This window comes from Gordonia sp. 11cp (assembly GCF_057767225.1).
This window is the reverse complement of sequence record NZ_CM173437.1, coordinates 4409748-4420828: the sequence shown is the minus strand read 5'-3', so window position 1 is coordinate 4420828 and position 11081 is coordinate 4409748. Positions and strand designations below refer to the sequence as shown.

The 11081-nt window shown below is 68.4% G+C and carries 12 protein-coding genes; all 12 read left to right on the top strand.

The features are described from left to right. The first annotated feature begins 134 nt into the window (after positions 1-134). The 12 genes from AC3B6C_RS19825 to AC3B6C_RS19770 all read left to right on the top strand — a co-directional run bounded on the left by AC3B6C_RS19825 (position 135) and on the right by AC3B6C_RS19770 (position 11074). Positions 135-659 carry an MSMEG_0572/Sll0783 family nitrogen starvation response protein gene (locus tag AC3B6C_RS19825; RefSeq protein WP_010842625.1) on the top strand — a complete coding sequence of 175 codons (525 nt, stop codon included), beginning with the start codon at positions 135-137 and terminating at the stop codon, positions 657-659. A 13-nt stretch (positions 660-672) separates the two neighbouring features. After that, a complete protein-coding gene (locus tag AC3B6C_RS19820) occupies positions 673-1584 on the top strand; it encodes a carbon-nitrogen hydrolase family protein (RefSeq protein WP_488373832.1) in 912 nt (303 codons plus the stop codon). Then, positions 1577-2092, top strand: coding sequence for an MSMEG_0570 family nitrogen starvation response protein (locus AC3B6C_RS19815; RefSeq protein WP_488373831.1), 516 nt, complete (start codon positions 1577-1579; stop codon positions 2090-2092). The genes AC3B6C_RS19820 and AC3B6C_RS19815 overlap by 8 nt, the downstream gene beginning before the upstream one ends. Then, complete coding sequence (locus AC3B6C_RS19810) at positions 2089-3360, top strand: MSMEG_0569 family flavin-dependent oxidoreductase (RefSeq protein ID WP_488373830.1); 1272 nt, start codon at positions 2089-2091, stop codon at positions 3358-3360. The genes AC3B6C_RS19815 and AC3B6C_RS19810 overlap by 4 nt, the downstream gene beginning before the upstream one ends. Positions 3361-3644: 284 nt before the next feature. Next, positions 3645-4700 (top strand): MSMEG_0568 family radical SAM protein, encoded by a 1056-nt coding sequence (locus AC3B6C_RS19805; RefSeq protein ID WP_488373829.1) that lies wholly within the window; start codon positions 3645-3647, stop codon positions 4698-4700. A 1-nt stretch (position 4701) separates the two neighbouring features. Further along, positions 4702-6162, top strand: a complete 1461-nt coding sequence (locus AC3B6C_RS19800) for an MSMEG_0567/sll0787 family protein (RefSeq protein WP_488373828.1) — start codon at positions 4702-4704, stop codon at positions 6160-6162. Positions 6163-6202: 40 nt separating this feature from the next. Continuing rightward, positions 6203-7051 carry a carbon-nitrogen hydrolase family protein gene (locus tag AC3B6C_RS19795; protein ID WP_488373827.1) on the top strand — a complete coding sequence of 283 codons (849 nt, stop codon included), beginning with the start codon at positions 6203-6205 and terminating at the stop codon, positions 7049-7051. Further along, positions 7048-8190 (top strand): MSMEG_0565 family glycosyltransferase, encoded by a 1143-nt coding sequence (locus AC3B6C_RS19790; RefSeq protein WP_488373826.1) that lies wholly within the window; start codon positions 7048-7050, stop codon positions 8188-8190. Before AC3B6C_RS19795 ends, AC3B6C_RS19790 begins: the two co-directional genes overlap by 4 nt. After that, complete coding sequence (locus AC3B6C_RS19785; protein WP_488373825.1) at positions 8187-9188, top strand: DMT family transporter; 1002 nt, start codon at positions 8187-8189, stop codon at positions 9186-9188. Before AC3B6C_RS19790 ends, AC3B6C_RS19785 begins: the two co-directional genes overlap by 4 nt. Then, positions 9154-9564, top strand: a complete 411-nt coding sequence (locus AC3B6C_RS19780) for a nuclear transport factor 2 family protein (RefSeq protein ID WP_010842634.1) — start codon at positions 9154-9156, stop codon at positions 9562-9564. Before AC3B6C_RS19785 ends, AC3B6C_RS19780 begins: the two co-directional genes overlap by 35 nt. Beyond that, positions 9561-10595: an LLM class F420-dependent oxidoreductase gene (locus tag AC3B6C_RS19775; RefSeq protein ID WP_488373824.1), complete on the top strand. Its 1035-nt coding sequence runs from the start codon at positions 9561-9563 to the stop codon at positions 10593-10595. Before AC3B6C_RS19780 ends, AC3B6C_RS19775 begins: the two co-directional genes overlap by 4 nt. Beyond that, a complete protein-coding gene (locus AC3B6C_RS19770; protein ID WP_488376317.1) occupies positions 10595-11074 on the top strand; it encodes an SRPBCC family protein in 480 nt (159 codons plus the stop codon). The genes AC3B6C_RS19775 and AC3B6C_RS19770 overlap by 1 nt, the downstream gene beginning before the upstream one ends. The last annotated feature ends 7 nt before the right edge of the window (positions 11075-11081 follow it).

The following is an 11081-nucleotide window of genomic DNA, read 5'->3' as shown; positions in this document are numbered from 1 at the left end:
GCAATCGCTACTCGATCAGACCGGATCTCCGGTCGAACCACTCCCGGGCAATGATGCCCGATCCCACCTTCGCACGTCGAGCCGCCATGCGGCCGAACACTTGCAGACACCGTCTCGCCATCCCAGGAGTTCTTGTGCCCTCTTTCGACGAAACCATCACCGAGAACATTGCCGCGTCGCTGGCGGAGATCCCGCACCCCTCACTTCCCAAGGGCTCGAGCATCTATGGCGGTACCAAGATCTTCCCGGACTACCAGGCCGAGAACGGTGAGTCCTACTTCACCCTCGTGCACGGCATCGCACACGAGTCGTCGGTGTCCTTCGTCGCAGTCCTGCAGGCCACACGCGCACTTCGCAAGGGCTTCGAGTCGGCCATGTACTTCTACGGTCCGGGTGCGATCAATTGCCTTGCCACACGCGGATTCCCGACGACCGGCGACTCGGGGTTCCCCGGCGAGCAGAACATCAACAACTCGCTGGAGACCTTCATCTCCGAGGGCGGCACCGTGTTCTGCTGTCGCTTCGGCCTCGCACTGCACGGCGGACGCGAGGAGGACCTGATCGAAGGTGTCATCCCGGCACACCCGCTCGACGTGCAGGACGCGCTCATCCACTACGCCCGCAAGGGCGCAATCATCAACTCCACCTACATGGTCTGAGGATCCGGAACACATGACCACCATCGGAACCGTCGCGGCGAACTTCACCCGCGACCTCGAGCAGAACTACGCGACGATCGAACAGTACGTCGGCGAAGCACGAACGCGGGGAGTCGACTTCCTGGTGTTCCCGGAAGCGGCGATCGGCGGATACCTGTCGTCGTTGGGCAACCACGGCGACACCCGGAAGAACAGCGCCCGGTCGTTGCCGCCGGCGATCTCCCTCGACGGACCCGAGATCGCTCGAGTGCAGTCCATCGTCGGCGATCTGGTGGTGGCGATCGGATTCTGCGAACTCGGCGAGGACGGCGAGACCCGCTACAACGCGGCCGCCGTCCTCGACGGGAACCGCATCTACGGCAGCTACCGAAAGGTGCACCAGCCGCTCGGCGAGAACATGTCGTACTCGGCGGGCGACGAATACGGCGTCTTCGACACCCCGGTCGGACGTATCGGTCTCCAAATCTGTTACGACAAGGCCTTTCCCGAGGCTGCCCGGATCATGGCACTCAAGGGTGCCGAGATCATCGCCAGCCTGTCCGCATGGCCGGCCGCGCGCACCGCGACCGCCGAGAACCTCCAAGACGATCGGTGGACCTACCGGTTCAACCTCTTCGACACCGCGCGGGCCCTGGAGAACCAGGTGTTCTGGGTGGCTTCTAATCAAAGCGGGACGTTCGGGTCGCTGCGCTACGTCGGCAACGCCAAGATCGTCGACCCGGGCGGCAACATCCTCGACACCACGCTTCTCGGGAGCGGACTGGCCGTCGCCGAGGTGGACATCCCGGAGAGCTTCACCGCCATGCGTGCCGGGATGTTCCACCTGCGGGACCGTCGGCCCGAGGTGTACGGCATGCTCGTCGAAGCCGACAGCGATTCCGACGCCGGTGCCGATTTCGCCTGGCGGGACCTCGCTCATGCCTGAGATGACCGTCCAGGTGCGCTGGCCCGACGGACTGTTCCGCCAGTACTACTCCCCCAGCCTCGTGCTGCACGACCATCTCACGCCAGGTACCTACCGCGTCGACGACTTCCGGTCGCGTGCCACCACCGCACTCGACGAGGCCAGCGCACGGGTCCGCGCCAAGTACGGCTTCGCCTGCACGTCCGCGGCGGCGTCGGCCGAGGAGATCGCCGTCGACGCCGCTCGGCACTCCGATTCCGCAGAGGTCGAGGTGGTCTCGATGTACCCGCCGTTGCCGGGTGCGGAGGTGGCTTCGACTCGGGGCGTCGCTTCGCTCCGGCCCGGCTCAACCAGCGGAGGGGACGCGGGCGTCGCTTCGCTCCGGCCCGGCTCAACCAGCGGAGGGGACGCGGGCGTCGCTTCGCTCCGGCCCGGCTCAACCAGCGGAGGGGACGCGGGCGTCGCTTCGCTCCGGCCCGGCTCAACCAGCGGGATACCCGGCCCAGCCAACACTGAGGAGCTGTCATGAACGCACACGTGTCGGTCGTGGTCATCGGCGGCGGACAGGCCGGGCTCTCGGTCAGCTGGTACCTCGGACAGGCCGGCGTCGAGCACCTGGTCGTCGAAGCCGATACCGCAGTACATGCGTGGGCCGACAAGCGCTGGGACAACTTCACCCTCGTGACCCCGAACTGGCATTGCAAACTCCCCGGTTACACCTACGAGGGTCCGGATCCCGACGGGTTCATGACCCGCGACGAGGTCGTGGAGTGGCTGCGCGGGTGGTTGCAGACGTTCGAACCACCGCTCGTCGAGCACACGAAAGTCACTCGGCTGCAGCGGTTGTCCGGTGATCGGTTCGAGCTGACACTCGACGGCCCCGACGGGATCCGTTCGATCACCTGCGACCAGGCCGTGATCGCGACGGGTGGATACCCGCTGCCGGTGGTGCCACCGTTCGCGCCGTCGCTGGATCCGGCAGTGCACCAGGTGCACTCCGAGGAGTACTTCAATCCCGAGCAACTCCCCGACGGTGCTGTGCTGGTTGTCGGGTCGGGACAGTCGGGCACGCAGATCGCCGAGGACCTGCACCTCGCCGGCCGGCAGGTACACCTCGCGATCGGGAATGCGCCGCGGGTCGCGCGCTTCTACCGCGGCCGCGACTGCATGACATGGCTGTCGGACATGGGCCTCTACGACACCCCGACCCAAGAGTACCCGGGCGGACGTGCCGCACAGGAGAAGACCAACCACTACGTCACCGGACGGGACGGTGGCCGCGACATCGACCTACGACGGTTCGCCGTCGAGGGCATGAAGCTCTACGGCGTCCTCACCGACGGCAAGGACTCGATGCTGCGGTTCGCGCCGACGCTGACCGCTGCGCTCGACCGCGCCGACGCGGTGTACAACTCGATCTGCGGCGACATCGACCGTCACATCGACAAACACGGCATCGACGCGCCCGAGAGTTCTCGGTACGAACCGGTGTGGGTTCCGGACGTGGATCCGGTCGAGCTCGACCTCGCCGCCGAGGGCGTCACGTCCATCATCTGGGCGATCGGCTACCGGCCGGACTACCGGTGGATCGAGGCCAGCGCCTTCGACGGCGGCGGTCGGCCCATGCAGACCCGCGGGATCACGGAGGTTCCCGGACTCAGCTTCGTCGGGTTGCCGTGGATGCACACCTGGGGGTCCGGACGGTTCCTCGGTATCGATCGCGACGCGCGGTATGTGGCGGAGCACGTTGTCGAGGCGGTACGGAGTGGGCAGCCGTATCTGGCTGCTGCGCAGTGATTTTGGTTCAGATTGTCGCGGGGGGTCGCCGGACCCTTCGAGGCTCGTCGCTAGCGCTCCTCGCACCTCAGGGAGCGGTGGGGGCGTCGCTAGCGCTCCTCGCACCTCAGGGAGCGGTGGGGGCGTAGCTTGCGCTCCTCACACCTCAGGGAGCGGTGGGTCGAGTCGCGAGGTAGCTCACCAGACCCTTCGTGGCTCGTCGCTTGCGCTCCTCGCACCTCAGGGAGCAGAACGGTCGTCGCTAGCGCTCCTCGCACCTCAGGGAGCAGAGAAAGAGAGTACCCATGACGGTATCCACACGAGTCGACCTGGCGTTGCTCGGTATTCGCGGTGACCCGCCGTTGCAGCGCAGTGGCGGTGCAGGGCCCAGCGACGACGGTCACCTGATGGTCGACGGGTTGCACGCCGCGATTCCGCGGAACCCGCAGAGTCCGTTCGTCTTCGACGGTGACCGAGTGTTGTACGACGGGGTCGACGTCGGTGTCGAGGTCAGCGCCATCGGACGTCCGCGGTTCTACGACCTGCAGACCGCCGAGGGCGTCAGCTACGAGAAGATCGCCCGCCTGCACGGCCGCAACGTGCTGGCCACGACTGTTCTGCAGACCTGCATCCGCTACGCCGAAGATCAGCGCTGCCGGTTCTGCTCGATCGAGGAGTCGCTGAAGTCGGGCTCGACGATCGCGGTGAAGAAACCCGAGCAGCTCGCCGAAGTCGCCCGTGCGGCGGTCGATCTCGACGGCATTACCCAGATGGTCATGACCACCGGCACCAGCGGCGGGCGCGATCGCGGAGCCCGTCACCTCGCCCGGTGCGTCCGAGCCATCAAGGCGGCGGTGCCGGAACTGCCGATCCAGGTCCAGTGCGAGCCGCCTGCGGACCTCGCCGTCCTGACCGAACTCCGCGAGGCCGGCGCCGACGCCGTCGGGATTCACGTCGAATCGCTTGACGACGACGTGCGGCGCCGCTGGATGCCAGGCAAGTCGACGGTACCGATGGCGGAGTACCGCGCGGCCTGGGCCGAGGCGGTGCGGGTGTTCGGCCGCAACCAGGTGTCGACCTACCTGCTGGTCGGTCTCGGCGAGGACACCGACGAGATGATCGCCGGCGCCAAGGAACTGGCCGATATGGGGGTGTACCCGTTCATCGTGCCGTTCCGGCGTCACGCGGGGACCCTGGCCGTCGACGTCGACGATGCTCCCGCACCCGATCCCGCGATCGTCGAGAAGATCAGCCGTGAGGTCGCCGGCCATCTGAGCTTCATCGGCATGTCCGGGTCGGAGCAGCGGGCGGGTTGCGCGGCGTGTGGTGCGTGCAGCGTGCTGCCGACGGTCGGAGGCTGAGATGCTGTCCATCCCCCGCGGTTCGTCCGCGACTCCGCTGCCGGGCGAACTGTCGATCCTGTCCGGGCTGCCGCGAACGACTCCCCGGTCCGAGTTCCTCATCACCGTTGCGGACAGCCCCCGGGAGCTGGCGGCGTATCGGGCGCTGCGACACCGCGAATTCGTCGAGCGCCAGGCACTTTTCGAGCACACCGATCTCGACGACACCGACGAGGACCCACGGACCGCCGTCCTCGTCGCGACCCTGCCCGACGGGACGATCGCGGGCGGGGTGCGGGTTGCCCCCACACCGTGGGCGGGCTCGGCACACGCCGACATCGGCTGGTGGTTCGGGAGTCGTCTCGTCGTCGCCGAGGCGGGGCACACCGCCGGACTGGGCGCAGCACTCGTCCGGGCGGCGTGCGCGCACGTTGAGCAGCTCGGTGCACTGCGGTTCGACGCCACCGTCCAGGATCGGTACGCACCGATGTTCGTCCGCCTCGGCTGGCGGGATCACGGTCCCGGGCCGCAGATCGAGGGTCGGTCACATCGGGAGATGCGCTACCCGGTCGACCGAATTCAACGCACGGTCGACGGGACGAAAGCGGTTCTCGCCGAGGCGCTCGCGCCGTTCGCGGAGATGCCCGGCGGACTGGGGTCCGCCGGATTCCGCGGGGACGACGGCGTTCCGCTGCCCGGCACCGATGTGATCGCCGCCTGCGACGCCATCGTCCCGTCGATGATCGAACGCGATCCCGAATGGGCCGGCTGGTGTTCGGTGCTCGTGAACATCAACGACCTCAGCGCCATGGGTGCTCGACCACTCGGTCTGCTCGACGCCGTCGGGGCGCCCACGACGTCACACCTGACCCGCATCATCCGGGGCATCAGCTCGGCCGCGGCGGCATGGCGAACACCCGTTCTCGGCGGACACACCCAGGTCGGCGTGCCGTCGGCGCTGTCGGTGACCGCATTGGGCACGACGGATCGTCCGCTGCGAGCCGGAGGCGGCGCCGTCGGCGATACCGTGACCCTCCATGCCGACCTCGGCGGCTCCTGGCGACCGGGTTATCACGACCGCCAGTGGGACTCGACGAGCTCCCGCAGCAGCGACGAACTGTGCGCCATGGCGTCGCACCTCGCGAACGTCCGACCCGCGTCGGCCAAGGACGTCAGCATGGCCGGCATCGTCGGCACACTGGGCATGCTCGCCGAAGCGTCGGGAACAGGCGCCGAACTGGATGTGACGGCGGTGCCGCGACCCGACGATGCCTCGATGGGCGGGTGGCTCACCTGCTTCCCCGGTTACGCCATGCTCAGCACCGACCGTGCCGGCGCCCGATCCGCGGTCCCCGCGCCTGACCCGGTGACGACTGCCGACTGCGGCCGGCTGACCTCCGAACCCGGCGTGCGGCTGCGGTGGCCCGACGGTGAGACGACCGTCGCCGTCGCGTCGACCGTCACCGGGCTGGGCAGCGCATGAGTCCACACCCGGTATCGGACCCTAGCGGTACAGTTCGCCCATGAGGACGGTCACCCTCGGCGCCCTCGCCGCGCACTTCGGACGCGACGTGGAACGCGGTGTCGCCAAAGCGGTCGGCATCATCGAATCCGCCGCACGCGACGGCGTCGACCTCCTCGTCTTCCCCGACGCCTCGCTCGGCGGTTACCTCGGCGACCTGCGCCACCCCGACCCGGCCGAACTGCCGCCCCCTCTCCACCCCGACGCTCCCGAACTCGCCGCGATCGCCGCCGCCGCCGGCGACATGACGGTGTGTATCGGTTACACCGAAGCCGTCGACGACCAGCGGTTCAACACCGCCGTCTGCGTCAACGGAGACGGAATTCTCGGTACGCACCGCAAAGTCCATCAGCCCGCGGGCGAGGCACTCGCATACGCGGCCGGCGACCGGTTCGGCGCCTTCGACACCCCGGTCGGCCGCCTCGGCATGCTGATCGACTACGACAAGACGTTTCCGGAGTCGGCGCGCACGCTGGCCCTCGACGGGGCCCGGATCATCGCGGCGCTGTCCGCATGGCCCGCCAGCGTCACGGACCGTGCCGCTCGCCTGCCCGCCGACCGGCAGTCACGCCTGTTCGACCTCTACGACTGCGCCCGAGCTGCGGAGAACCAGGTCTTCGTCGTGTCGTCGAACCAGACGGGCGTGATGGGTTCGCTGCGCTTCCTCGGACAGGCGAAGGTCGTCGGACCAGGCGGCGACGTCTTGGCCACCACCCGATCGAAGGGTGGATTGGCCACGGCAACAGTCGATGTCGATGCCGAGGTCGACCGCGCCCGGCGGGTCCTGAGTCATCTCGGCGAACTCCGGCCGGACACCTACCGGTCGACGACGTCGGCGGACCAGCGATGACCGGGGCGTCGAATCCGTCACTGCGCGTCGCACTGCTCACTTACTCGACGAAACCCCGTGGCGGCGTGGTCCACACGCTGAACCTGGCCGAGGCGATGGCCCGGCTCGGCGTCGATGTCACGGTGTGGTCATTGGCCCGCGGCGGCGACGAGGGCTTCTTTCGTGCCGTCGATCCGGCTGTCCGGGTGCGGCTCGTCACCTTCCCCGATCGCGAGAACGAGACGATCACCGAACGCATCGTCCGGTCCATCGACACCCTGCGGGCTGCGTTCGATCCCGGCGCCTACGACATCGTGCACGCGCAGGACTGCATCAGCGCCAACGCCGTCGGGACGTGTATCCGTACCATCCATCATCTCGACCAGTTCACGACGCCCATCCTCGTCGACTGCCACGAGAAGGCCGTGGTCAATCCGTATGCGCGGATCTGTGTGTCGCGCGCGGTCGCCGACGAGGTCGAATCGGGCTGGGGCCTCACCCCGAATGTGATCCCGAACGGCGTTGCGTATGAACGCTTCGCCGACGCGGCGTCGGATGATGCCGTCGCCTCCGAAGCGCGCCGACGCTGGTCGGATCGGCTCGGCGACTACGTGCTGGCCGTGGGCGGGATCGAACCGCGCAAGGGCAGCATCGACCTGCTCGGCGCGTATGCCATTCTGCGCACAGCACATCCGGAACTGACGCTCGTCTTCGCCGGTGGCGAGACCCTGTTCGACTACCGGGACTACCGTGCCGACTTCGATCGTCGGCGCGCGGAACTCGACGTCGAACCGCTCGTGCTCGGCAACGTGCCCGACGACGACCTCCCGTCGCTCGTCGCCGCCTGCCGAGTGTTCGCGTTCCCGTCGGTCAAAGAAGGTTTCGGCTTGGCCGCGATGGAGGCGCTCGCCGCGGGACGGCCCGTCGTCGCGCGAGATCTCCCCATCCTGCGCGAGGTGTTCGGCGCGACCGTCGCCTATGCCTCGACCGTCGGAGAGCTGGCGTCCGCCCTTGAGGAGTCACTCACGCCCGACCCCGACCGCGCGGTGTCGGGACGTGCCCTGGCTGCCTCGCTGACGTGGGACGACGCGGCGCGCCGGCACCTCGAGTTCTACGCGCGGCACCCGCATCCGGCGGGGCGGATCGACACGCGGGAATGAGCGACTCGCGCAGGAACGAACGCGCCGGGATGCTGGCGGTGGCGCTCACGGCCATCCTGTGGGGTACGTCGGGTACCGCGGCGGCGATGGCCCCCGCGCTGAGTGCCGTCACCATCGGTGCCGTGGCCATGTGCGGTGGCGGCCTGTTGCAGGCGTCTGTCAACGCGCGGGCCATTCGACGCTCATGGTCACAGGTGACCGCGCAGTGGCGGGTCGCGCTCCTCGGCGGGATCTGCGTGATGATCTACCCGCTGTGCTTTTTCGGATCCATGCGCGTCGGCGGCGTCGCGCTCGGCACCGTCGTGTCCCTGGCGTCGGCACCACTCGTGTCGGCGGTCATCGAACGTGTCGCCGAGGGTCGGAAGCTGACCCCGCGGTGGACGGTCGCCTGCCTGCTCGGCATCGTCGGCAGCGCGGCGCTGGCGTTGTCGCGGAGCGAGTCGTCACACGGGGACGCGCTGTCGGGCAATCAGTCGGCCGCGCTGGGCGTCGGGCTCGGGTTGCTCGCCGGGATCACGTATGCCGGGTTGTCGTGGTCGATGCGTCGACTGATGAACAGCTCCGTGCCGCGCGGCGCCGCGGCCGGGACCGTCATGGGTCTGGGCGGGATCTTCCTGTTGCCGATCGTCGCGCTCGGCGTACCGGCCGTGGTCGCGCACCCCGAGACGCTCGGTGTCCTCGCCTACCTCGTCCTTGTCCCGCAGTTCCTCGGGTACGTGTTGTTCAGCCGCGGGCTCGGCCGGATCGACAGCTCGACCGCCACCACCATCACCCTGATCGAGCCCGCCGTGGCGACCGTGCTGGCCGTCGTGGTGCTCTCCGAACCGATCACCGCGGTCGGATGGGTGGGCATCGCACTGCTCGCGGCGGCCCTGCTCGTACTCCTGGCTCCTCGCCTTCCTACATCGACCGGCCCGGCATCCATTAGCGTCGACTCAGAATCATCGACAGGGAGGTCGACGTATGAAGCAGTTCCGAGAGGCCGTCGAGGCACGTGACGAGCAGGCGATGAGTGCGCTGCTCGCCGACGACGTGGTCTTCACCAGTCCCGTCGCGTTCAAGCCGTACCCGGGCAAGGCCATCACGTCGGCCATCCTCCGTGGCGTGCTGCGGGTCTTCGAGGACTTCCGCTACATCCGCGAGATCAACGACGCCGGCGGACACGACTCGGCACTCGTCTTCGAGGCCGTGGTGGGTGGCAAGAAGATCACCGGGTGCGACTTCATCCACGTCGACGACGACGGCAAGATCGACGACCTCATGGTCATGGTCCGCCCGCTGTCGGGTGCGCAGGCCGTCGCCGCCGCGATGGGCGCGCAGTTCGATCAGATCGCCGCCGAAGCCGCTGCCGACTCCGAAGGGGCTGTCCAGTGAAACTCGGTCTGCAACTGGGCTACTGGGGCGCGCAACCGCCGACCCATCACGCCGAGATCGTCGCCGCGGCCGAGGCGTCCGGCTTCGACAGCATCTTCACCGCCGAGGCCTGGGGATCCGACGCCTACACCCCACTGGCGTGGCTAGGGTCGTCGACCGAACGTGTCCGGCTCGGGACGTCGGTGCTGCAGTTGTCGGCCCGTACCCCGACCGCCTGCGCGATGGCCGCGCTGACCCTCGACCACCTGTCCGGCGGGCGGCACATCGTCGGACTCGGGGTGTCGGGGCCGCAGGTCGTCGAAGGCTGGTATGGGCAGAAATTCGCCAAGCCCCTCGCCCGGACCCGCGAATACATCGACATCATGCGCCAGGTGTGGGCCCGCGAAGCCCCCGTCAGCAGCGCCGGACCCCACTACCCGCTGCCGTACAACGGTGAAGGCGCATCGGGACTGGGCAAGACGCTGAAGCCGATCACCCATCCCCTGCGCAGCGACATCCCGGTGATGCTCGGTGCCGAGGGGCCGAAGAACGTAGCGCTCGCGGCCGAGATCGCCGACGGCTGGCTGCCGCTGTTCTACACGCCACGGATGGCCGACACCTACAACGAGTGGCTCGACGAGGGCTTCGCGCGCCCCGGAGCACGACGCAGCCGCGAGGACTTCGAGGTGTGCGCCACCGCCCAGATCGTCGTCACCGACGACCGTGCGGGCACCTATGCCGCGATCAAGCCGTTCCTGGCGTTGTACATGGGCGGGATGGGCAGCGAGGACACCAACTTCCACGCCGAGGTCTACCGCCGCATGGGGTACTCCGACGTCGTCGACGAGGTGACCGCACTGTTCCGGAACAACCGCAAAGACGAAGCAGCACAGATCATCCCCGACGCGGTCGTGGACGACTCGGCGATCGTCGGCGACCTCGACCACGTGCGCGAACAGATCAAGGTCTGGGAAGCGTGTGGGGTGACGATGATGCTCGTGTCGCCGGGAAGCGTCGCCGAGGTCGAACAGCTCGCCGACCTCACCCGGTGATGCTCTCCCCCGCCCGTGTCACCGTCATCGATGCGGTGGTCTCATTCGACGCGCCGCTCGACGTCACTTTCGACTACCTCGCGGACCCGGCGAATCGTCCGGAGTGGCAATCGAGTCTGCGGCGCGTCGACGACCTGCGGCCGATCGGTGACCGGGCGGGTGACGCCGGGACGAGCTGGACCGACGTCACCGTCGTACCCGGGGTGTCACCGCTGATGGAAGTGACTGTGTGCCAGGCGCATCGCGTGTGGCAGGAGATCGGGCGGTGGCGGTCGGTCGACGCGGTCCTGACGTTGACCTTCGCCGAGCGTGACGGTGGGAGCCGAGACGGGGGCACCGATGTCCATGCCGAGGCGGTGTTGACGGTGCCGGCGGTCGGCGGGTTGGTGCTGACCGCGGCGCGGTGGCCCGTCGCACGAGCGGTGCGGGCCGATCTCGAGCGAGCCGCACGTGTTCTCGCCGGTCGTGGCTCTCGGTGAGTGGTCG

What these genes read in the sequence shown, in the direction of transcription:
- AC3B6C_RS19815 (WP_488373831.1), top strand. Translation starts at nt 1,577, where the DNA reads ATGCCTGAGATGACCGTCCAGGTGCGCTGGCCCGACGGACTGTTCCGC.
- AC3B6C_RS19800 (WP_488373828.1), top strand. Translation starts at nt 4,702, where the DNA reads ATGCTGTCCATCCCCCGCGGTTCGTCCGCGACTCCGCTGCCGGGCGAA.
- AC3B6C_RS19795 (WP_488373827.1), top strand. Translation starts at nt 6,203, where the DNA reads ATGAGGACGGTCACCCTCGGCGCCCTCGCCGCGCACTTCGGACGCGAC.
- AC3B6C_RS19810 (WP_488373830.1), top strand. Translation starts at nt 2,089, where the DNA reads ATGAACGCACACGTGTCGGTCGTGGTCATCGGCGGCGGACAGGCCGGG.
- AC3B6C_RS19770 (WP_488376317.1), top strand. Translation starts at nt 10,595, where the DNA reads ATGCTCTCCCCCGCCCGTGTCACCGTCATCGATGCGGTGGTCTCATTC.
- AC3B6C_RS19790 (WP_488373826.1), top strand. Translation starts at nt 7,048, where the DNA reads ATGACCGGGGCGTCGAATCCGTCACTGCGCGTCGCACTGCTCACTTAC.
- AC3B6C_RS19805 (WP_488373829.1), top strand. Translation starts at nt 3,645, where the DNA reads ATGACGGTATCCACACGAGTCGACCTGGCGTTGCTCGGTATTCGCGGT.
- AC3B6C_RS19785 (WP_488373825.1), top strand. Translation starts at nt 8,187, where the DNA reads ATGAGCGACTCGCGCAGGAACGAACGCGCCGGGATGCTGGCGGTGGCG.
- AC3B6C_RS19780 (WP_010842634.1), top strand. Translation starts at nt 9,154, where the DNA reads ATGAAGCAGTTCCGAGAGGCCGTCGAGGCACGTGACGAGCAGGCGATG.
- AC3B6C_RS19820 (WP_488373832.1), top strand. Translation starts at nt 673, where the DNA reads ATGACCACCATCGGAACCGTCGCGGCGAACTTCACCCGCGACCTCGAG.